The sequence below is a fragment of the Bacillus sp. CH30_1T genome (genome assembly GCF_008364765.1).
Classification (GTDB): domain Bacteria; phylum Bacillota; class Bacilli; order Bacillales; family Bacillaceae_B; genus Rossellomorea.
On sequence record NZ_VTUY01000008.1, the window covers coordinates 211,665 to 233,082 of the forward strand.

21 protein-coding genes and 1 riboswitch are annotated in these 21,418 nt (G+C 43.7%); of the genes, 18 read left to right on the top strand and 3 right to left on the bottom strand.

From position 1 onward, the window contains the following. The first annotated feature begins 244 nt into the window (after window positions 1-244). Window positions 245-766 (top strand): MgtC/SapB family protein, encoded by a 522-nt coding sequence (locus F0342_RS17755; protein WP_149157253.1) that lies wholly within the window; start codon window positions 245-247, stop codon window positions 764-766. A 103-nt stretch (window positions 767-869) separates the two neighbouring features. Here F0342_RS17755 and F0342_RS17760 read toward each other — a convergent pair whose 3' ends face one another. Together F0342_RS17760 and F0342_RS17765 are read right to left on the bottom strand one after the other, a co-directional pair. Continuing rightward, a complete protein-coding gene (locus F0342_RS17760) occupies window positions 870-1,337 on the bottom strand; it encodes a GNAT family N-acetyltransferase (RefSeq protein ID WP_149157178.1) in 468 nt (155 codons plus the stop codon). Between the two features lie 45 nt (window positions 1,338-1,382). Beyond that, the gene (locus F0342_RS17765) at window positions 1,383-1,952 is read right to left on the bottom strand and encodes a glycerol-3-phosphate responsive antiterminator (protein WP_149157179.1); all 570 of its coding nucleotides are present in this window, start codon (window positions 1,950-1,952) and stop codon (window positions 1,383-1,385) included. Window positions 1,953-2,271: 319 nt separating this feature from the next. After that, a riboswitch (SAM riboswitch) is annotated at window positions 2,272-2,376 on the top strand. A 119-nt stretch (window positions 2,377-2,495) separates the two neighbouring features. Between F0342_RS17765 and F0342_RS17770 the strand changes: the two genes are divergently transcribed. The 14 genes from F0342_RS17770 to F0342_RS25740 all read left to right on the top strand — a co-directional run bounded on the left by F0342_RS17770 (window position 2,496) and on the right by F0342_RS25740 (window position 15,737). After that, a complete protein-coding gene (locus F0342_RS17770) occupies window positions 2,496-3,521 on the top strand; it encodes a methionine ABC transporter ATP-binding protein (protein WP_149157180.1) in 1,026 nt (341 codons plus the stop codon). Beyond that, on the top strand, window positions 3,511-4,173 hold the full coding sequence (locus F0342_RS17775) for a methionine ABC transporter permease (RefSeq protein WP_149157181.1): 663 nt from the start codon (window positions 3,511-3,513) through the stop codon (window positions 4,171-4,173). Before F0342_RS17770 ends, F0342_RS17775 begins: the two co-directional genes overlap by 11 nt. Window positions 4,174-4,184: 11 nt before the next feature. Further along, entirely contained in the window at window positions 4,185-5,021 is an 837-nt protein-coding gene (locus F0342_RS17780) for a MetQ/NlpA family ABC transporter substrate-binding protein (protein ID WP_149157182.1), read from the top strand. Window positions 5,022-5,033: 12 nt separating this feature from the next. After that, window positions 5,034-6,230, top strand: a complete 1,197-nt coding sequence (locus F0342_RS17785; RefSeq protein WP_149157183.1) for a M20 family metallopeptidase — start codon at window positions 5,034-5,036, stop codon at window positions 6,228-6,230. A gap of 374 nt (window positions 6,231-6,604) precedes the next feature. Further along, window positions 6,605-7,276: a 5'-methylthioadenosine/S-adenosylhomocysteine nucleosidase family protein gene (locus tag F0342_RS17790; RefSeq protein WP_149157184.1), complete on the top strand. Its 672-nt coding sequence runs from the start codon at window positions 6,605-6,607 to the stop codon at window positions 7,274-7,276. A gap of 243 nt (window positions 7,277-7,519) precedes the next feature. Beyond that, complete coding sequence (locus F0342_RS17795; RefSeq protein WP_149157185.1) at window positions 7,520-8,500, top strand: LacI family DNA-binding transcriptional regulator; 981 nt, start codon at window positions 7,520-7,522, stop codon at window positions 8,498-8,500. A 6-nt stretch (window positions 8,501-8,506) separates the two neighbouring features. Further along, window positions 8,507-9,397, top strand: a complete 891-nt coding sequence (gene rbsK / locus F0342_RS17800; protein WP_149157186.1) for a ribokinase — start codon at window positions 8,507-8,509, stop codon at window positions 9,395-9,397. Beyond that, complete coding sequence (gene rbsD, locus F0342_RS17805) at window positions 9,394-9,780, top strand: D-ribose pyranase (protein WP_149157187.1); 387 nt, start codon at window positions 9,394-9,396, stop codon at window positions 9,778-9,780. The genes rbsK and rbsD overlap by 4 nt, the downstream gene beginning before the upstream one ends. 18 nt (window positions 9,781-9,798) lie before the next feature. Next, a complete protein-coding gene (locus F0342_RS17810) occupies window positions 9,799-11,289 on the top strand; it encodes a sugar ABC transporter ATP-binding protein (protein ID WP_149157188.1) in 1,491 nt (496 codons plus the stop codon). Then, entirely contained in the window at window positions 11,282-12,235 is a 954-nt protein-coding gene (rbsC, locus tag F0342_RS17815) for a ribose ABC transporter permease RbsC (RefSeq protein ID WP_149157189.1), read from the top strand. Before F0342_RS17810 ends, rbsC begins: the two co-directional genes overlap by 8 nt. Before the next feature lie 10 nt (window positions 12,236-12,245). Beyond that, on the top strand, window positions 12,246-13,184 hold the full coding sequence (gene rbsB, locus F0342_RS17820; RefSeq protein ID WP_149157190.1) for a ribose ABC transporter substrate-binding protein RbsB: 939 nt from the start codon (window positions 12,246-12,248) through the stop codon (window positions 13,182-13,184). A gap of 318 nt (window positions 13,185-13,502) precedes the next feature. After that, on the top strand, window positions 13,503-13,895 hold the full coding sequence (locus F0342_RS17825) for a hypothetical protein (protein ID WP_149157191.1): 393 nt from the start codon (window positions 13,503-13,505) through the stop codon (window positions 13,893-13,895). A gap of 564 nt (window positions 13,896-14,459) precedes the next feature. After that, window positions 14,460-15,314 (top strand): malate synthase, encoded by an 855-nt coding sequence (locus tag F0342_RS17830; RefSeq protein ID WP_149157192.1) that lies wholly within the window; start codon window positions 14,460-14,462, stop codon window positions 15,312-15,314. 279 nt (window positions 15,315-15,593) lie between these two features. Continuing rightward, on the top strand, window positions 15,594-15,737 hold the full coding sequence (locus tag F0342_RS25740) for a histidine phosphatase family protein (protein WP_188048594.1): 144 nt from the start codon (window positions 15,594-15,596) through the stop codon (window positions 15,735-15,737). Window positions 15,738-15,952: 215 nt separating this feature from the next. Here the strand turns inward: F0342_RS25740 and F0342_RS17840 are convergent, their stop codons facing one another. Further along, window positions 15,953-16,906 (bottom strand): cytosine permease, encoded by a 954-nt coding sequence (locus F0342_RS17840; RefSeq protein WP_316252628.1) that lies wholly within the window; start codon window positions 16,904-16,906, stop codon window positions 15,953-15,955. Between the two features lie 372 nt (window positions 16,907-17,278). Between F0342_RS17840 and F0342_RS17845 the strand changes: the two genes are divergently transcribed. From F0342_RS17845 to F0342_RS17855, 3 genes are read left to right on the top strand one after another with little or no spacing between them, the layout of a single operon-like run. Next, window positions 17,279-18,262 (top strand): substrate-binding domain-containing protein, encoded by a 984-nt coding sequence (locus F0342_RS17845; protein ID WP_149157194.1) that lies wholly within the window; start codon window positions 17,279-17,281, stop codon window positions 18,260-18,262. 25 nt (window positions 18,263-18,287) lie between these two features. Then, window positions 18,288-20,108 carry a cache domain-containing sensor histidine kinase gene (locus F0342_RS17850; protein ID WP_316252626.1) on the top strand — a complete coding sequence of 607 codons (1,821 nt, stop codon included), beginning with the start codon at window positions 18,288-18,290 and terminating at the stop codon, window positions 20,106-20,108. Next, window positions 20,108-21,298 carry a response regulator transcription factor gene (locus F0342_RS17855; RefSeq protein ID WP_149157195.1) on the top strand — a complete coding sequence of 397 codons (1,191 nt, stop codon included), beginning with the start codon at window positions 20,108-20,110 and terminating at the stop codon, window positions 21,296-21,298. Before F0342_RS17850 ends, F0342_RS17855 begins: the two co-directional genes overlap by 1 nt. The last annotated feature ends 120 nt before the right edge of the window (window positions 21,299-21,418 follow it).

Below are 21,418 nucleotides of genomic sequence, written 5' to 3' on the forward strand. Positions count from 1 at the left end.
CGCTTGGGGGTGGTAATGGCCATTCTAGAAAATTTAGAATTTTTAGATATATCATTGAAATGAAAGAAAGATTGGTGTATGATAAAAGGAATATTATGAGAAATGAAGCTTGGTAGGAAGAGGAGAAGAGATCACCTATGAAGCGAATTGTATGATTTTTTCACAATGGGGTGGAGAAATCAGGCATTCGTTTTGTGGCGCGGTCTCTTTTTAGTTTAAGGAGGATGGCGGAATGACGCATTACATGAATGAGGTATCGGGATTCTTCTGGCAGCATGATATCTATTTCCGGATTTTGGTCAGTGCTGTATTAGGATTCATCATTGGATGGGACAGGACATCGAAAAATAAGCCCGCTGGTTTAAAAACATATACGTATGTATCGGTGGCATGTACATTGATTACAATCGTCTCGATCGAAGGTGCGGAGATGCTCAGTCTACCGGACAGCGGAAAAGTAATGGACCCGTTTCGTCTGGCAGCGCAAATCGTATCGGGACTCGGATTCCTCGGTGCAGGAGTGATCCTGAAAGATGGGTTGCGGGTGAAGGGACTGACTTCAGCTGCGATGATTTTTTACGTTGGGGGAATCGGAATTGGTATTGGAGCTGGATTTTATTCTATAGTCATCTTCGCAACACTGGTAACCTTCATCATTACCAAGATAGGTAATATCTTTGAAGAGAGGGATATCACGTCAGTGCGCCTCCCGTGGATCAGGAAAAAAAGAAAGACAGACGATGCAGAAAAAAAGGTGGGAACGTGAAAGTGAGCTCAACTCCAGTGTATGCAGTTCAGTTACGAAATTTAACATCACAAAGGAAAAGGCACACGAATTTCCAAGTGAATTCGTGTGCCTTTTCTTAATGTTATATCAAAATGGAAAAAGTGGGTTCATCAAAGGTCATTATATTTTCTTCTGAAAAACCAAATTTCAAATAAAATAATCTCCCTGCTTCATTTTCGTGATGAACCGTTAAATTCAAACGATTACAAGAATGATTGGTGGTTTTAATATGTCTGATTACTTCTTTTAACGTTTTTGAGCCCAATCCGATTCTTTGAAATCTTTTATCTATGAAAAAATGAAACAGCCAGTAATCATCTCTACTGCCTGGTGTATAATGCAGATTGAAAAAGCCTACCATCTTATTTTGATTGTAAATGCCATATGGCTCTACCATTTTTCCACCAGGTCTTATATACGCTTTAGCAAGGGCAATAGCGACGGGAGGATGAATAGATGCAACAAATTTAAGTTGATCATCGTGGACGGATAGTTCAAGTGCTTCTCGCCAATTGTCTGCACTTATTAATTTAATACTGATATCTGACATACGACACCTCAGTTATTTTTATCTGATTTAACTAACCCTTTTTGGTTAAAAGTCTAGATTCCAGAGCTTCGGATCCCCAGAAGATATGGCGAGTGCACCAGCTCTTAGTCCATTCAGAATATCTTGCTTATTACTGATCAGGCCACCAGCGATGATTGGCAGCGTAGTCATGATCGTCAGTTTATCAATCACGGACGGCATGAGACCGGGAAGGACTTCAATCGCATCCGGCTTGCAGTTCTGTGCGATATCAATTCCTTTGACAAGGGCATTGCGGTCGATAAGAAAAAGACGCTGGATCGTCATCAAGCCTTCTTCCTTTGCATATTTGATCAGGTTGCTCCTCGTCGTAATGATACCAGCCGGCTTCCAGATTTCTGCTATGTATTTAATGGCACTCTTCGTATTGGACAGTCCATCGATGAAATCAATATGTATAAACGTGGTTTTACCGGCTTCCTTCAACTTTTTTAGATACCCGTCCATCGTAATCAAACTGCCAGTAAGGATGAACACGATGTTGGCGTTTGACTGTATGGCCTTTTCCAAGTCTTTTTCTTCCTTTATGGAAGCGATGACTTGGGATTGGACGATGTCGATAATGTTTGGTTTCATGTATTTTGCCCCTTTGAATAGACTGAATATTGTTTTTTCTTTTAGTATAGCATAATTGTTTTGGGGCTGAGAGGTGTAACCTTGGCTTTCTTGTAAACTACTAATGTTCACGATGAAGTAAAGTATGAAGGAAGAATTTTAGCGATTTACTTGAAAATCGTAAAATATTCAACAACTAATTGAAGACTAGTTAAAGAAATTTGATTATGTCCTCCGTAATACAATTAATTCAAAAACAGGATTGACAAACCAATTGAAATCCTTTACCATAACCCTAATGCTTAAACGCAACATAACTTTAACTTAATAAAGCAATATCTTCTTATCCAGAGAGGTGGAGGGACTGGCCCTGCGATACCTCGGCAACGGGTTCTTATGAATACCGTGCCAATTCCATCAAGTCATATGACTTGAAAGATGAGAAGAGTGGACATATACATATTTGTGCCTCTCTTCTTATGAAGGGGGGCACTTTTTATTTTCAGCCATGTCCTTCAAACACAGGCTTCAAGAAGAATACATAGCGAAAGGAGCAAGTCCTGTATGATCAGAGTTCAGAATGTTACGAAAGTATTCGAGGCGAAGGATGGCCCATTCACCGCTTTGAAGAATGTTTCCTTCGATGTGAAGAGGGGAGAGATTTATGGTGTGATCGGATTCAGCGGAGCGGGAAAAAGCACGCTTGTCCGCTGTCTCAATTTTTTAGAGAAACCATCATCGGGTGATATTTTCATAGAGGGGCGCAGCCTGAAAGATCAGTCGGCAATCGATCTAAGGAAAGAGCGGCACCGCATCGGGATGATTTTTCAGCATTTCAATCTGTTTCAATCCCGGACGGTGGCAGGGAATATCGCCTATCCTCTGAAACTTGCAAAATGGCCAAAAGAAAAAATCAGCGAGAGAGTAAAGGAATTGCTCGCGTTTGTCGGACTTGAAGATAAAGCGAAGCATTATCCGGATCAACTGTCAGGAGGGCAGAAGCAAAGGGTGGGGATAGCAAGAGCCCTGGCGACATCGCCTTCGATTCTGCTCTGCGATGAAGCAACATCCGCACTTGATCCTCAGACGACGGATTCGATTCTGAACTTATTAAAGAGAATCAACGCGGAGTATGGCATTACGATTGTGATGATCACCCACGAAATGGGGGTCATCCGGGAAATCTGTGATAAGGTCGCTGTCATGGAAAATGGAGAAATCGTTGAAGAGGGAAGCGTCTTTGATATCTTTTCCAACCCGCAGACCCGGACGACGAAAAATTTTGTGAAGAGTGTCATGAATGATCAGCTGCCGGCATCGGTTCTCGACAAATTGAATGACAGCAAAGAAGGGCGCATCTGTCGCCTCATTTTCAAGGGGGATTCGACGGGCACGCCGATCCTTTCCGAAACGGCAAAGAAATTCGATGCCCACATCAATGTGTTATTCGGCCAGATCACGGAACTCCAGGGTAAGCCGTTCGGGAATCTCATCGTACAGATCATTGGCAGCAAGAAAGAAACGGAAGAAATCCTGGATTATTGGAAGAACCGATTATTCGTAAGCGAGGTGGAGAAGCGTGCAAGTTAACTGGGAATTATTCTGGCCAAGAATTATAGAGGCGACGTGGGATACCGTGGCGATGGTGTCATTCTCCCTCCTGTTTGCAACGTTGATCGGGCTTCCCCTCGGCATCATCGTCGTGGTCACGCGGAAGGGGCACTTACTTGAAAATAAAGTCGTCTTTTCCGTATTGAGCAGCATCATCAACGTGTTCCGTTCGGTCCCGTTCATCATCTTGATGGTGGCCATCATCCCCTTTACAAGATTGGTAGTGGGCACATCGATCGGAACGGCGGCAGCGGTCGTGCCGCTTGTCGTATTTGCGGCACCGTATATTGCAAGACTGGTAGAGAGCTCGCTCCTTGAAGTGGAACCGGGTGTCATTGAAGCGGCGGAGTCCATGGGGGCCGGTCCGTGGCAGATCATCTTCGGGATCCTCATTCCGGAAGCATTGAGTACATTGGTCCTGAATATCACGATTGCGACCATCGGCCTTGTCGGTGCATCGGCCATGGCCGGGGCAGTCGGAGGCGGTGGCCTCGGGGATCTGGCCATCGCTTACGGATATCAGCGATTTGAAACATCCGTCATGATCGTGACTGTCATCATTTTAATCGTGATGGTGCAGGGACTGCAGACAGCAGGGAATACCTTATCAAAAATCATCAGAAGACGTTAGGAGAGAGGAATATGAAAAAATCAATCAGCCTGGCGAGTATCGCCATTCTTTTAATCACCCTTATATTGAGCGGCTGCTCGGGAGACAGTGCATCCGGCTCAGGTGAAAAAGAAGTCGTTAAAGTCGGAGTGAATGGATCTGGGGTACCGATTTGGGAGTATATGAAGGAGAAAGCAGCGAAGGAAGGGATTGAAATCGAGATTGTGGAGTTTGCCGATTACGTGAGACCGAACCAGGCACTGGCCGATGGGGATATCGACCTGAACGCCTTCCAGACGATTTCGTATTTTGATTCTTTCGTTGAAGAACATAATCTGGACCTTGTACCGATCGGCACGACGATCATCGCGCCGATGGGGATCTATTCGGAAACATATAAATCGGTAGAAGACTTACCGAAAGGCAGTAAAGTAGCCGTTCCTCAAGAGGCGACGAACCTTGGCCGTGCCCTTCTCCTACTGGAGGAAGCAGGTTTGATACAACTGAAAGAAGGATTTGATCAGTCACAGGGTCTCGAAGCTATAAAAGAAAACCCGAAAAACCTTGAATTCACACCGGTCGTCGCTGCCCAGACACCGAGGGTACTGCCGGATGTTGCGGCATCGATCATCAATAATGGTGTGGCTGTTGAAGCAGGGTTCGTACCGGTTGATGACAGCATCTATATCGAAGGGGCGGAATCCAAGCCGTTCATCAATATCATCGCGGCGCAGGAAAAAGATAAAGACAATAAGACTTATAAAAAGATCGTTGAGCTCTATCAGGAAGATGACGTAGCGGAACATATCAAGAAAACATACAAAGATTCCCTGATCCCGACATTCGTGCCGGTCAGTGAATTGCATTAGGAGGGAAAAGAGATGAGTCAACCAGTAGCGATTGCCGATCGTAAACACAACATCGTTTCGGCAGTGGACCAACTGGCTGTGAAACTCGTTTCAACCAGCCATCAGATCCACGACAAACCTGAAATCGGAAACGAAGAGTTCTTTGCTTCAGAGACCTTGACCACCCTCCTTGCAGCCAATGGATTCTCCATTGAAAGGGGAGTGGCGGGTCATGAAACTTCCTTTGTGGCACGCAAACATTCAGGGAAAGAAGGGCCGGTCATCGGCTACCTGGCTGAATATGACGCCCTGCCTGGACTCGGTCACGCCTGCGGTCACAATATCATCGGGACGGCAAGCTGCGGGGCGGCCATCGCCCTGTCGTCCGTACTCGATGAAACAGGAGGGGAAGTGGTGGTGTTCGGGACTCCTGCCGAGGAAGGCGGTCCGAACGGAAGTGCGAAGGGCAGTTTTGTAAAAGCAGGCTTGTTCGAAGGAGTGGATGCCTGCATGATGGTTCATCCGTTCAACAGGACAACGCAGACAGGGAAAACCCTTGCGGTGGACCCGCTTGATTTCGAATTTAAAGGAAGGTCTGCCCATGCGGCAGCTTCCCCTGAAGATGGAATCAATGCCCTCGATGGAGTGATCCAGCTTTTCAACGGCATTAACGCCCTTCGCCAGCACGTGACCGATGATGTACGGATCCACGGTATCATCACCCACGGTGGGGACGCGCCCAACATTGTCCCTGATTATGCAAAAGCACGCTTCTATATACGGGCTGCAACCAGGGAAGCGTGCAATGAAGTCACGAAGAAAGTGAAAGCGATCGCTGAGGGATCGGCACTTGCCACCGGGACGAAACTGAATGTCATCAAAATCCAAAATGAAGTCGATCACTTTCAGCTCAACCGTCGCTTCGATAAAGTATTCCAGCGGTCCATCGAGTCACTGGGGGAATACTTCGACGATACGGAACGAAAGGGACTCGGTTCCTCCGATGCCGGAAACGTCAGCCGGGTGGTCCCGACCATCCACCCCTACATCAAAATCGGCCCCGAATCCCTCGTCGTCCACACGAACGAATTCAGGGATGCGGCTAAATCCACCGAGGGTGACCGTGCGCTTGTGATCGGGGCAAAGGCACTTGCGCTGACGGGGTATGAATTGTTGACGGATAAGCAGCTTTTAGAGGAAATATGGAAAGAGTTCGGTTCAAGTAAATAAAGATGAAAAGACAGCCAAATCAGGGCTGTCTTTTTTTGTGTGAAAGATATGTGGCGCTTAATGGAGAATGTTCCAATGTTAAACAAAAATACTAGAAGGATATTGAAAAAATGAGAGATTGTATCGCAGAAATCAAAGAAAGGAGAATGACATTGGGGCATATTGGGGTCAGACCCTCGGCACGGTGAAGCATTAATGTACCGGGGGTCTGACTCTATTCTTCGTAATAGTGTTGTTATGATACAATTGTAAATAATGGATATTCCATTATAGTGCAGGTTAGCTTTAAAAACCTATATAATGATAGATTTTTAAGAAGTCGGTGTTAATGGATAATAAAGTTCTTCAATTGCAAAAAGTAGGGTGATAAGAAGATGATAGGAATAAGTATAGCGACGAAGTGGGAATTTGAAGCGACATTGGAATATTTCGGCATAAAAGAAAACGAACGTTTCGGTTATCCTTATGGCGAGTATTTCATGAGAACGATGAATGATACTGAGCTTGTTTTTTATAGTACCGGTGTAAGAAAAGTAAATGGTGTTGGTGGTAATCAGTATATGATTTCTAAATTTAATTTAACTAAAGTAATCGTTGCTGGAACATGTGCAGGAATAGATGATACGTTCAGTAATTTGGATATTTTTGTACCTGATAAAGCCGTTCAATATGATTGCACAGTAAAAGAAATTGAGCCTTTTATTAAACATTCCTTTATAGTAGATATTGATCTATCAAACTATGGGAATGATTTTTATACCGGAACAATTGGCACCGCTGATAAAGCAGTAGTTATGTGGAAGGACTATTTAGAACTTAAAGAAAACGAAATAATAATAGCCGATACAGAAGCGGGTGCAATTGCTTATATCTGTAAGAAGAATGATGTTGAGTGCATTATTATAAAAGGAATATCTGATTTTCCAACAGAAGAAAGTAACTCTGATAAATTCGAATCGAACACTGAACAAATTAATATTTATTTAGAAAACACCCCCAAAGTTATGAGCAAAATATTTGGCGAATATTTAAAGAGATTTATTTAAATAAATTTGAAGTTAATAGAAAGATAGTGATTATTGATGAAACTTTTCTTTTAATGGAGTCTCCTTTGTTCTATAAAATAAGTATTTTAGGCAGCTTGTCAAAACATGACTGAGAGACTAGGTCAACTAGAATGCTAATTTAATGAGTTTTCCTATTAAAGTGTTGCAAACGGTTACAAACATGTGTTATTTTATGTGTAACCGGTTACACAAAACCAACCAAACGAACAGGAAGTGACGTACGTGGTAACAATCAAGGATGTGGCGAGTGAAGCGGGGGTGTCGGTGGCGACGGTCTCCCGGGTGCTCAATGATAACGGCTATGTAGGAGTCGAGACGAGGAAAAAAGTGATGAAGGCGATCGAGAAGCTGAATTACAGTCCGAACGAGGTAGCCCGCTCCCTATTCAAACGGGAGTCGAGGTTGATCGGACTGCTGCTTCCGGATATTACGAATCCTTACTTCCCGCAGCTGGCGAGAGGGGTCGAGGATGAAGTGAGCGAGGCTGGGTTCAGGCTCCTGCTCGGGAACAGCGACGAGAACATCCAGAAGGAACTGGATTATATCCAGACCTTCGTGCAGAACAATGTCGTCGGCATGATCTCAGCGACCAATCATGTGGAGCATGATCAGCTTTATAAGGAATTGAACCTCCCACTCGTCCTCCTTGACCGGACCACGGAGAACTATCCGGCTGTCTATGCGGACGGCCGCAAAGGAGGACGCCTGGCGGCAAAGACCTTAGTTGAAAAAGGGGCGAAGCGGATCACCGTCATGAAGGGACCAGCCCACGTCAAGCCGGCACAGGACCGATTCCGTGGAGCCGTTGAGTACTTAAGCGGGTCAGACGTTGATTTCACCGTGATGTCAACGACCTCGTTCTCCTTTGAAGACGCAAAGGGCTGGGCAGAGGAACTATTCGCCACCTATCCTGATACGGATGGGGTCATCGCGAGCAATGATATCGTCGGGATCGCCATTCTCCATGAGGCATTGAGGCTTGGGAAAAAGATACCCGAAGACGTACAGATCATCGGCTACGATGACATCCCCCAGAGCAGTCTTTCCTATCCGGCGCTCTCCACGATCAGGCAGCCGGCTTATGAAATGGGCAGGCAGGCAGCGGCACTTCTGATTAAACTGATAAAAAAAGAAAAAGACATCGATACAACTGTTCAGCTTCCAGTTGAACTCATACAGCGAAACACAACACGAAAGGGATGAAGGAAGATGAAAAAAGCGAAAATTGCCGTGATCGGCAGTTCATCCATGGATCTGGTAGTGACATCAGCAAAACGCCCCGGTGCAGGGGAAACGGTACTGGGCGACAGCTTTGACACGGTTCCTGGCGGGAAAGGAGCCAACCAGGCGGTTGCAGCTGCAAGGCTTGGGGCTGACGTTTACATGATCGGATGCGTAGGTGATGACCCGTATGGCCAAGAGATTTTAGAAAACTTTAAGCGTAATGGTGTTCATACGGACTATGTGGAACCGGTTACAGGTGAGAAATCTGGAACCGCTCATATCATCCTCGCTGAAGGGGACAACAGCATTGTCGTTGTAAAAGGGGCTAATGATCTTGTGACTCCTGAGTACGTGGAGAAAACAGCCGATTTCCTCAAAACATGCGACCTCATCATGATCCAGCAGGAAATCCCGGAGGAAACGGTTGAGTACGTGGCAGACCTGTGTAACGAGATTGAAGTTCCACTGCTACTTAACCCGGCTCCAGCACGTAAGATTTCACAAAAAGTCATCGATGGTGCAAGCTACTTGACACCAAATGAACATGAAGCAGATGTGCTCTTCAACGGAATGAAGCCGTCAGAAGCGCTGAAACAATATCCTGACAAAGTCATCATCACAGAAGGAGCAGCGGGAGTCCGCTACCATAACGGAACAAAAGAAATTCTTGTTCCTTCCTTCAAAGTCGAAGTCGTCGATACGACAGGGGCCGGCGATACTTTCAATGCCGCATTCGGAACAGCCGTGGCTGAAGGACAGTCAATGGAAGAAAGCCTCCGATTCGCAAACCGCGCCGCATCGCTTTCCGTGACCGGATTCGGGGCACAGGGCGGAATGCCGACAAGAGACGAAGTGGAAAGGAAGCTGGCAGAATGAAACGACATGGCATCTTGAACAGTCACATTGCGAAAATACTAGCCGATCTCGGCCACACGGATACGATTGTCGTGGCCGATGCCGGTCTCCCAATTCCGTCAGACGTTGTAAAAATCGATCTGGCATTGAAACCGGGAGAGCCGTTCTTCCTTGACGTGGTCGAGCTGTTAAAGGAAGAAATGGTTGTCGAAACCGTCACGCTGGCAGAAGAAGTAGAAACGAATGCAGGGGTTCATAAACAGATGACCTCATGGTTTGACGGAATCCAGTATGTATCCCATGAAGATTTCAAGAAAGAAACCCATAAAGCGAAGGCTGTCATCCGCACGGGGGAAGTTACACCTTATGCGAATTGTATCCTTCACGCGGGAGTCATTTTTTAAAACAAAGGGGTGAGTAGCATGCAGATTAGCATGAAGAATATCCATAAAGCATTTGGTTCGAACAAAGTTCTTGAAGGAGTGGACATCGAGATCCAGCACGGGGAGGTCCATGCCCTGATGGGAGAAAACGGTGCCGGAAAGTCGACCCTGATGAACATCCTGACTGGTCTTCACAAGAAGGATCAGGGAACGATCACCATCGACGGGAACGAAATGACGTTTGACGATCCGAAGCAGGCCGAGGAATTCGGCATTGCCTTCATCCATCAGGAGATGAACGTCTGGCCTGAGTTGACCGTCCTTGAGAATCTTTTCATCAATAAGGAACCGGTTACACAATTCGGTCTCATCAATACGAGGAAAATGAAAGCGGTTGCGAATGAGCAGTTTAAGAAACTGAACATTTCCATCCCTCTCACAAAAGAAGCGGGTCAGTGCTCGGTCGGGCAGCAGCAAATGATCGAAATCGCCAAAGCCCTTATGACGGATGCAAAAGTCATCATCATGGACGAGCCGACGGCGGCCTTGACAGACCGGGAAATCGATACGCTCTTCACCGTTATCCGTTCGTTAAAAAAAGCCGGCGTGTCAATTGTGTACATCTCCCACCGGATGGAAGAGATCTTCACGATTTGTGACACCATCACGGTCATGCGGGACGGACGCACGGTGGATACGACGCCGATTCCCGAGACGAACTTCGATGAGGTCGTGAAGAAAATGGTCGGACGTGAATTGACGGACCGCTTCCCGGCCCGGGATCCAAAGCCAGGCGAAACAATGCTTGAAGTTCGAAACCTGACGAAAAAGGGACTGTTTGAAAAGGTAAGCTTCGAGGTCCGCTCAGGAGAAATTGTCGGCGTATCAGGATTGATGGGGGCAGGCCGGACGGAAATCATGCGCACCATCTTCGGACTCGACGGACGTTATGAAGGCGAAATCCTCGTGAACGGGAAACCGGTCACCATTAAAACACCCGATCAAGCGGTGAAGCTCGGTCTTGGATTCATCACCGAGGATCGGAAGGACGAAGGACTCGTCCTCGACTTTTCCCTGAAGGATAATATCGCCCTTCCAAGCCTCTACAGCTTCACGAAGAAGGGCTTGATCAATGATAAAAGCGAACAGGACTTTGTGGAAATGCTTATCAAACGGCTGACGATCAAGACGGAATCAGCCCGGACTCATGCACGGAACCTGTCCGGCGGGAACCAGCAGAAGGTGGTCATCGCTAAATGGATCGGGATCGGTCCGAAAGTGCTGATCCTAGACGAACCGACGAGGGGAGTCGATGTCGGGGCGAAACGTGAAATTTATCAGCTGATGAACGAGCTCACCGACCGTGGCGTCGCGATCGTAATGGTATCATCCGAGCTGCCAGAAGTACTCGGGATGAGCGACCGCATCCTCGTCGTCCATGAAGGGACCATCGCAGGAGAGCTATCTAAGGAAGACGCAACACAGGAAAAAATCATGACATTGGCGACAGGAGGTCACGCACATGAATAACGCACTCAAAACGAATCACGTCGGCAATCTGATGCAAAAGCTAGGTCCGCTCCTTGGACTGTTTGTGCTGATTGCGACCGTATCCATCATCAACCCTAGTTTTCTAGAACCCTTGAACTTATTGAATCTACTAAGACAGGTCGCAATTAACGCCCTGATTGCCTACGGGATGACCTTCGTCATTTTAACCGGAGGAATTGATTTATCCGTCGGCTCGATCCTCGCCTTATCCAGTGCCCTGATGGCAGGGATGATGGTATCGGGAATCGACCCGATCCTTGCGATTCTGATCGGCTGTATTCTCGGAGCTCTGATGGGAATGGTCAACGGACTATTGATTACAAAAGGTAAAATGGCACCGTTCATCGCCACACTTGCAACGATGACCATGTTCCGCGGGTTGACGCTCGTCTACACAGACGGTAACCCAATCACGGGACTTGGCGACAGCTATGCATTCCAACTGTTTGGAAGAGGATATTTCCTTGGAATCCCGGTACCTGCCGTCACGATGATCCTGACGTTCGCGATCCTGTGGGTGATCCTGCATAAAACCCCGTTCGGCCGAAAAACATATGCCATTGGTGGGAATGAAAAAGCAGCCCTGATCTCAGGGATCAAAGTACCACGCATCAAAGTGATGATCTACTCCCTGGCAGGCTTACTGGCAGCACTCTCAGGAGCGATCCTCACGTCACGCCTGAATTCAGCCCAGCCGACAGCGGGTACATCCTATGAACTCGATGCCATCGCCGCCGTCGTCCTAGGCGGGTCAAGCCTGTCTGGCGGACGCGGACTGATCGTCGGAACACTGATCGGTGCACTCATCATCGGAACGTTAAACAACGGTCTGAACCTGCTCGGCGTCTCATCCTTCTTCCAAATGGTCGTAAAGGGTGTCGTCATCATCATCGCCGTTCTCATCGACCGAAAGAAAGCAGCGTAGGAGGGATACTATGAAAAAAGCATGGTTACTACTTATCAGTCTATCACTCATATTCCTGGGCGCCTGCTCCCTGCAGCCGCCGGAATGGGCGAAGCCGAATAAAAGCTCAAATCCTGAAGACATCAAAATCGGACTATCCGTTTCAACACTGAATAACCCATTCTTCGTCTCCATGAAAAACGGCGTGCAGGAAGAAGCTAAGAAACAAGGCATGGAAGTCGTCGTCGTCGATGCCCAGAACGATGCCGCCAAACAGATCAATGACGTAGAAGACCTCATCCAACAGGGTGTTGACGTCCTATTGATCAACCCAACAGATTCAGCGGCCATCTCAACAGCCGTTCAATCCGCCAACAGCCTTGGTATCCCCGTCGTGACCCTTGACCGCTCAGCGGAAAAAGGAGACGTCGCTACTCTTGTCAGCTCGGATAACGAAAAGGGCGGCGAAATGGCCGGAGAATATCTGGTCGAACAGCTTGGTGAAGGAGCAAAGGTTGCAGAACTTGAAGGTGTTCCTGGAGCATCCGCTACTCGTGAGCGTGGAGCCGGGTTCCACAACATCGCCGACAAACAGCTTGATGTAACAGCCAAGCAGACTGCAAACTTTGATCGTACCGAAGGATTGAATACGATGGAAAACCTGATTCAGGGGAATCCAGATATCAAAGCTGTTTTCGCTCATAATGACGAAATGGCATTGGGAGCACTGCAAGCGATCCAGAGTTCTGGCCGTGATGTATTAGTCGTTGGATTTGATGGGAATGAGGATGCGATGACTAGTATTCGTAACGGTAACCTGTCTGCGACTGTTGCTCAGCAGCCTGAGAAGATCGGTCAGTTGGCCGTTCAGGCTGGGGCTGATGTGTTGTCAGGGAAGAAAGTGAAGGAGAAGATTCCTGTGCCGTTGAAGTTGGTGACGGAGGAGAATATAGAAGACTCTTCAGAATAAATTGTGGTAAACCTCATTCGGGCGTTTGTACGGATGAGGTTTTTTCGTTTGTTGATAAAAGTAGTGGAGAAAAATTTTAACTTTTCTTGCTTGGGTTTGATCCAAATGAGTTGGGGGTCGCCATGTTTTTCAGATGATTAAGCCAAAAGAAATAATCGTCTTTAAGAAACCTGCTCTTCATTTTCTACTCCAAAGGTATTTACCTTCCTCAGATTTAATAACAACATATTTAATTAAAAATATTCACCTAAGGGTATCCTTTCCCAGCCCATCTCCCTATATATAAGTTGAATACAGATTGAATCAGGAGTGAATCAAATGAGTAGATGGAGTAATTTAAATCAATGGATGTTCGATTTGGATACATTTTATCCCCTGTATCTGTGGATTGTGTTGAATGCCATGTATGTGGGCGGAGTTCAGTTAGGGTGTGTGATGCTTGGTGAAAGGCCGTATATTAGGTCGATTGGGAAGTTTCGAGAGACCCTTTTTTATAAAGTGAGAATGTGGCCATTTTGTAAGTGGATGGAGTATGGGAGTGTCTATACGTTTAAGCCGATGAATGATTTAGCTTGTGGGCATTATTTCTATTGGATCGGTATGTCTGTAAAAAAGGGATATGATGATTCTGGGATTGACCAGCTTGATAATAAAGCTGATTCCGGATTGTCTTCGTGCGGCGAAAAGCATGTGAATCGGGTGCGGAAATGACCTGCAAACAGACTTAAGATCTTAGAGAAAGAATAGATATTAGAGAACGCCACCAACATAGCGACACTAAGGATGTAGATAGGGTGGAGGCGCTGATTGGACATTTCATTGGCAGGATGGATGTAATCATGATGTTTGAGTGGTTCATACGGAGGAGTTCTGGGTCGGAAAATTGGAAGAGTGTATTCTCTAATATGTGAAGAGGAGAATTCAGGTCTATATCATCAATGGCTGATAAGGTCATTCGTTTGAAAGTGCGCATTTCTAGATTAATGCAAAAAGTCGAATGGGATCCGTCCCCATTTACCCCGAGAAAAACCAAAAAATCAGGGTTGTACCAATCATCAAGATTTAAATAAAATTTCATTTTACCTCGCGATGAAATAGGGTGTCAACCCTAAAGTTGTATTTTTTATCAAAAAAATGCTATAATTATTACCTGGTGATTTTTTTTTATTGAACGTTTAGTTATATATCTTATTTATTCCGAAGGGAAATTCAAACAGTTTTTGTGAGCTTTTCAGGCAATAGTACCCGAGTTATTATACAAGGAGGACTAATATATTGAATTTAATCAATAAGAAAGTTACACATGAGCGGTTTGGTATGGGAAGTATCGTTAAACATAATGATACGGTAGTTGAAATACATTTCGCCTCGGAAAATAAAAAATTTGTTTACCCGGATGTATTTGGACAGCACTTGAAACTACATGATAAAAGTGCTGCCAATTCACTTGAAAAAATTTTACACGAGCAGGAAATGGAACTCAAAGAGAAAGAAATGCAGAAGGAAGAGGAAAAGGAACGGCAAAGAAAATACCAGGAGCTTCGAGTGGGTCATGAAAAACTTATGAAAAATCATAAACTTCATCCCGAATCGCAGATGGTTTACCGGTGCGATATAGAAGAACAGAGTAGCTCCTTTTCAGATTGGACGGTTTCCTCTGGTGAAATAAAAAGTGGTAATAATAAGGGTAAGCCAAACAAGCCCAGTCGCTTACACCAAAACAGTGCAGTCCTGCTGACAGCGGTCGATCCCGGCATGCTTGAAAAAGACAGACGGATATTAGGTGTCTATATGGTAAAGGATAATTTCATCGGTAAACTTTGTGAAGATGGAAATATTCCTGCCCATTCCCATTACAGACTCCAACTTACAGACGAGGAATCGAAGCAGATGCCTTTTTGGAAATACTATGTCAATGAAAAATCCCCTCAAAAAACGACTTGGAATACAGGCAAGTACCGTTATTTTGATAATTCGTGGATGGCTCAGATTTTGCGCGACATCGTTTCATTGAAAAGTGACACGGAGGAACAAGAGCTGGCACAACAATTTCTGGACCACTTCTCTAAGGTGAATCAAATAGTAGAGCAGGAGTTAAAAGAGCCGAATGGAGCATTATTGCGTGCTTAGATAAGAACAGCGGGGGAACTGGCACAAGGTGAAAGAGTGTGTTAGGTTCACTGCGAATAGTGTTAAACAGGGACAAGGCGGCCGCCTTGTCCCTTTTAGTGGTTTTTGGACACCATACTTGTTCCTTCGTCTCCCTTTTTACCTCAGCCCTCATTTTATGTGGGGTGAGTTTGAAACGACTACTCTAGTTTTAATGGTAAAATGTTACTTATACTCGATTGTTTAAGGAGATGAATAGTTGCTTAGACTTTTTGTTACAAGACACGGTGAAAAATTGTATTGAATACCCAAAGGAAGTTACAGGGATGGAAAGACTCTGATTTAACTGAGAACGGAATGGAAAATGCGTTATCACTAGGGAACAGGTTAAAAGATGTGGAATTTCATTCTATTTATGCTAGTCCTAATGAGCTGGGGGTCTGACCCCGTTTTTTTAAAAAAGACATATCCTGTAACTATATAATTATTTCATACTCTTAAACATAAGTTACTAGAAAAATACGATATTAATCTTTTTGGTAATAAATATTATCAGGATAATGGGATTACTCCTGATAAGGTAGAGCATTATGCTTGGGGTTTGACCCTAATCTACAAAGAAGAGAGTGAACCTACCATTACAGGTTCACTCTCTTACCTTAACCAAGTTTCTGAATAGGATTCTGCTCTTCCATCCTACTCTTTATTTTACTAATCACATTTATAATAGAGGTCATTATAAAACAACTAAACCCCGGCGACCACCCATTCGGAATCACCAAATAAACCACCATCCCAAATACTAAAACATACAACGACTCACGATTAAAATTCGCCCCCCCACTCGCAAGCCGAACCAGCGCGCTCTCAGAAATCCTCCCTCTCCTAATAACCAAATAATCAGCCACCACAATCGCCGATATCGGAATGATCAGGATCCCGAGATAAGAAATATACTCCTGCGCATTATAAACCAACTGCGGAAATGAACTTAAAATGATCCCGACTATACTGAACAACAGTGCACTTTGTATTCGCGATAGAGATGGTAGTGCGTTAAGCAGACTGTATCCGCCTGTATACGCATTACTCAGATTAATCGAAATCATCGACACCATCGCACATGCCGTGATCACCAGTAGAAGCAGGCTTGAGTCAGTCAGTTGACTCGCTGCCACGAATGGATTCAGGTCCTTGAACAAGCTGGCACTCAATCCTCCAAGCAGTGCGGTCATCATGAATCCGACGACGTTTCCACTATAAAGGCCCCAGAATCCGTGGCGGTCGCTTTTACTATAGCAGGTGATGTCGGATGATGCGCTGACGCCGGAGATGTATTGGACGAAGACGAGGCTTGAGTAGAATAGGAACGTTCCTATGGAGAATGGTTCCTGATCTTGGTTGGGTGTTGTGAGGGAATCGGCTCCTTCTGTTAGGAAAAGGTACAGGATGATTCCCTGACCGATTACTAGGATAGGAATGAATAGTTTAGTAGCTTTCTTGACGGCTTCGAAGCCGATGAGGGCTAGAAGGGTCATGATAATGGCGAGTCCGATGGCGACCGGTATGAATTGTATCGCGTACGTTGTTACTTTGATAGTATGAGATTGTATGCAAGAACCATTATCATACTATTCAAAATTCAAATGCAAAAAGCATAAGTAATATAATATACTTAGTGATAATCAATGTTATTCAAAATTTTTAGTATTTAAGAGAAATTGAAAGTAACTTAGCAAATTGACGATACCATAGTCCTATCTAAAACGGTAAAATAGCATTAAAGATTCATCAATGCCTTTTTCGAAATCCTGGATATACAGCATTTTACCGCGTCGCAATGTATTTATAGATAGTACACTCTCTTTAGCTTACGGGCGGAAGGGGTGTATAACCGCTGCACTACTATACTATCTCCGATCAACATTCAAGGCACGTGAAGTGCGTCTTTTTGATAGTATTGTATTTTGAAAGGGGTTTCAAGATTGAAAAAACTGCTTTTAATTTATTTATTGTTAACTAGTCTATTTGTAATTTATGTATATCATTATCAAACAGACGATTCTTCAAAACGTGAATGGTCTGGAAATGAAATGAAAGGAAGTATCGATGAAACCTATGTAATGGTTACCTTCCAGGTGGGAATTGACTATTGGAAAGGTGCCTTAAAAGGCTTTGAAGATGCGGCAAAAGCTTTGAATGTATCTGTGGAGTATCGCGGTGCTACGCAATACGATGTAGGAGAGGAGATTACGGTACTAGAACAGGTTATTGCAAAGAATCCTGCAGGTATTGCTATCTCAACGATTGATCCAGAAGCATTGAATCCTGTTATTAATAAAGCTGTTAATGCTGGTATCCCAGTCGTCATGTTTGATGCGGATGCGCCAGAAAGTAAAGCATACTCCTTTATAGGTACAAATAGTTATAATGCTGGTGTAGAGGCTGCACATAAGATGGCAGAACTATTAAATGAAAATGGACAAGTCGGTATCATCACACAACCTCATCAATTAAATCAAATAGATCGTGCACAAGGATTCCGGAATACCATTTTTAAGGAGTATCCTAACATGGAAGTAGTCTCTACCAAGGATGGAAGGGGGGACCAAATGCAATCTAAAGAAGCTGCGCAGGAAATGATGGAAGAATACCCGGATCTTACTGGAGTTTTCGTTACGCAAGCAGTTGGCGGGGTTGGAGTCGGAAGAGCGACCTTGGCTAATAATTCTGAAGATTCCGTTAAAATTATTAGCTTTGATACAGATAAAGGGACCCTTGATATGATCAAAGATGGGACGATCTCAGCAACATTAGCACAGGGAACATGGCAGATGGGATATTGGGGGCTACAATTTTTATTTCATCTAAATCATGAACCCAAAAGAAGGGCGCCGCTTCCTCGCGTTGTTGATACTGGTGTTACGATCGTTACGAAGAAAAATGTGGATGCCTATTATCAACAATAAAACCAGGGAATGGATGGGGAATAAATTGAAACACTGGACACAGATAAATAATTTACCCATTCGATATAAGTTAATCTCTCACTTTTTAATTATCAGTATCATTCCCATTATTTGTCTGGGTCTTTTGATTAATTGGACAGTTGAGCGTGTACTGGAGGAGCAAGTAAATGACAATACTCTGCAGCTTATCGGCAAAGTAAACAAGTCCCTTGAATTTTACATTAACAATATGCAAAGTATTACCTACTTTATCGGCTTTAATGAAAAAGTACAGCACTTTTTAGCGGCAGACAATGAGGTAGAGCCTAATGCAGCGGATGAATATGACATCCAGCGGTTTCTGCGTGATTTTACTACCCTTTCACCGGAAGTAGCCGGGATTTTGATCGTTAATAGTAATGGTGACTATATTAGTAATGAATTTTTTGCACCATCAACAAAAGATTTAACCGAAGAGAGTTGGTATAAAGAAGCGGTCGACAATAATGGGATATTTACAATTATTGGTCAACCAAAAGATCGAGGTCTGTCTTCATTAGTTAATTACCAAAATGACGAAGTGGTTTCGGTTGTCCGGGCAGTAGTAGATCCATATGCTGATGAAGTTCTTGGGGTGATCCTGATTGATTTAAAGCAAAGGGTCATTAAGGAAACGTTAGTAGACGTTCGCTTGGGAAAAACCGGCTACCTTATGCTGGTGGATGATCAAGGACGAAACATTTATCAGCCCAATGACCCGTTAATTAAAAATGTTCCATATAAATGGATAGCAGGACAAAATTCAGGAACTTTCTCAAAAGAAGTGAATGCACAACGACTTCAATTTATCCACCAAAAATCCCCGTTTACTAATTGGACGACGATAGGTGTGTTTCCTGCGGAAGAAACAATTTTTGAAATACGGGAGATAAGGTTTTATTTAGTCAGTTTTATTTTTCTGATCATGATTTTTGGAATTCAAATATCTTATTTTCTATCTAATTCAATATCAAATCCTATTGCTCAGTTAATGAAATTTATGCGAAAAGCAGAGTCTGGAGAATTTGATGTTCGCTACAGTGAAAAGCGAAATGATGAAATTGGTATGCTGGGACGTAGTTTTAATAATATGCTAAGACAAATTAATCACTTGATGTCTTTAACAAAACTCCAAGAAAAGGAAAAAAGAGATGCGGAGTTTAGAAGCTTGCAAGCAAACATTAATCCGCATTTTCTATATAATACGCTGGATACTATCCAGTGGATGGCAAGAAAGCAAAAGAGAAATGACATAGCGGAAGTTGTAGAGTCACTGGCGAAATTATTCCGTATCGGGCTAAGTAAAGGCAGAGACATCATTTCTTTGGATGAAGAACTTGACCATATAAAGAATTATTTGCAAATACAGAAGACGAGGTATCGTGATAAGTTAAACTATCAAATTCATGTGGAAGAGAGTATGGGTGATTTATATGTTATAAAGTTTATTCTACAGCCAATTATAGAAAATGCTATTTATCATGGGATTAAGGAACGAAGGGGCCCTGGCCACATCATTGTAACAGCGCAAGAAAAAGAGAGTAACTTATCGATCACTATTGAAGATGACGGAGCTGGTATGACTGAATTGCAGCTTCAAGAGATGCGGCAAGCACTAAGTGAAGCGATTGCTAGAACAGAGAACAAAGGGGAAACCAGAGATAAAAAAGGCTATGGCACTCTAAATGTGCAAGCCCGGATCCAGTTAGCGTTTGGTGAAGGCTATGGGATGCATATTCATAGTGAGGAGAAAGCGGGTACAACAGTCGAAATCATATTACCGATGCTGAAAGACGATACAGGGCTGGTAAAAGGGGATGCAACATAATGAATAAATGGAAAGTATTAATTGCAGATGATGAATATATTATTCGTGAGGGTATACGTTCTTCCGTCGACTGGGAAGAATTTGGTATGGAAGTTATCGGGGAAGCGGAAGATGGAGAAGAAGCAGTTGAATTAGCCTTAAAGCATAAGATTGATATATTATTGATCGATTTAAATATGCCCATAATGAATGGTTTAGCTGCAATGAAGCACTTAAGGGACGAACTGCCCCATTGTAAGATGGTAGTTATCTCGGGTTATGATGAATTTCACTATGCTCAAGAGGCAATACGATTGCAAGTAGAAGACTATCTATTAAAACCTGTTAATCCGGAAAAGCTTAAAAAAATTCTGATCGAGCTAAAGCAGCAATTAGACGTTGAGGTACAGCAGAAGTCCTTTTTGAAACAAGCTGAAAACCAAATTAAGAAGAATCATTTACAACTGAAGGAACGTTTTTTTCAAGAATGGATAGCAGGTCAATTAACAAGTACTGAAATTAAAGAGCAATTACAATTTTTAGAATTTTCAGTAGAGAAACCAGTACAGTACCTTGTCATTAGATTGCCTGATTATCATAACAATCGAACGTATTTACAGGAAAATGACCGGCAAAGTGACTTGTTTGCATTTGAAAGTATAGTAACGAAGTCTTTAGAGAAAATAAAAGCTGCAGTTTTTCGGGATAGATCGAATTTACTGAATGTTTGCCTGTGGGAACTTGTGACTAATGAACAAATTGCAGCGGTTGAAGCGATGATTAAGAAAGACTTGAATTTTAACATCTTCTGGCATCTGGAAGATGTAAACGAAGATTTATCCGATTTATATCAAGTTTATGCCCGATGTAAAGAGTCATTGGATAAGAAAACACGAATTTCTCCCATTGTTAAACAGGCTCAGATCTTTGTTCAAAAGCATTACCAAGACTCATCCCTTTCATTAGAGAGAGTTGCTGTAGAATTACACGTAACAACCGTCTACTTAAGCCGTATGATGAAACAGGAGTTAGGTATTTCTTATAGTGGTCTCTTAACACGGATGCGTATAGACAAAGCGGTTAATTTATTGAAAACAACTGACATGTCAATTCGGGAGATAGCAGATACAGTTGGTTATGAATCACAGCATTACTTTAGCACAATTTTCAAGAAACTGGTTGGTGTATCTCCGAAGCGATTTAAACAATAACTAAAAGGAAAGCTCTCCATATATATGGGGAGTTTTTCTTTTTGGTTACTTTTATAAACATCTAAGGGCTAATTATCGCAAAATTCATAACTATTTTTACATTTAGATTAATTATTTATA

What these genes read in the sequence shown, in the direction of transcription:
- F0342_RS17755 (WP_149157253.1), top strand. Translation starts at nt 245, where the DNA reads ATGAATGAGGTATCGGGATTCTTCTGGCAGCATGATATCTATTTCCGG.
- F0342_RS17760 (WP_149157178.1), bottom strand. Translation starts at nt 1,337, where the DNA reads ATGTCAGATATCAGTATTAAATTAATAAGTGCAGACAATTGGCGAGAA.
- F0342_RS17765 (WP_149157179.1), bottom strand. Translation starts at nt 1,952, where the DNA reads ATGAAACCAAACATTATCGACATCGTCCAATCCCAAGTCATCGCTTCC.
- F0342_RS17770 (WP_149157180.1), top strand. Translation starts at nt 2,496, where the DNA reads ATGATCAGAGTTCAGAATGTTACGAAAGTATTCGAGGCGAAGGATGGC.
- F0342_RS17780 (WP_149157182.1), top strand. Translation starts at nt 4,185, where the DNA reads ATGAAAAAATCAATCAGCCTGGCGAGTATCGCCATTCTTTTAATCACC.
- F0342_RS17785 (WP_149157183.1), top strand. Translation starts at nt 5,034, where the DNA reads ATGAGTCAACCAGTAGCGATTGCCGATCGTAAACACAACATCGTTTCG.
- F0342_RS17790 (WP_149157184.1), top strand. Translation starts at nt 6,605, where the DNA reads ATGATAGGAATAAGTATAGCGACGAAGTGGGAATTTGAAGCGACATTG.
- rbsK (WP_149157186.1), top strand. Translation starts at nt 8,507, where the DNA reads ATGAAAAAAGCGAAAATTGCCGTGATCGGCAGTTCATCCATGGATCTG.
- rbsD (WP_149157187.1), top strand. Translation starts at nt 9,394, where the DNA reads ATGAAACGACATGGCATCTTGAACAGTCACATTGCGAAAATACTAGCC.
- F0342_RS17810 (WP_149157188.1), top strand. Translation starts at nt 9,799, where the DNA reads ATGCAGATTAGCATGAAGAATATCCATAAAGCATTTGGTTCGAACAAA.
- rbsC (WP_149157189.1), top strand. Translation starts at nt 11,282, where the DNA reads ATGAATAACGCACTCAAAACGAATCACGTCGGCAATCTGATGCAAAAG.
- rbsB (WP_149157190.1), top strand. Translation starts at nt 12,246, where the DNA reads ATGAAAAAAGCATGGTTACTACTTATCAGTCTATCACTCATATTCCTG.
- F0342_RS17825 (WP_149157191.1), top strand. Translation starts at nt 13,503, where the DNA reads ATGAGTAGATGGAGTAATTTAAATCAATGGATGTTCGATTTGGATACA.
- F0342_RS17855 (WP_149157195.1), top strand. Translation starts at nt 20,108, where the DNA reads ATGAATAAATGGAAAGTATTAATTGCAGATGATGAATATATTATTCGT.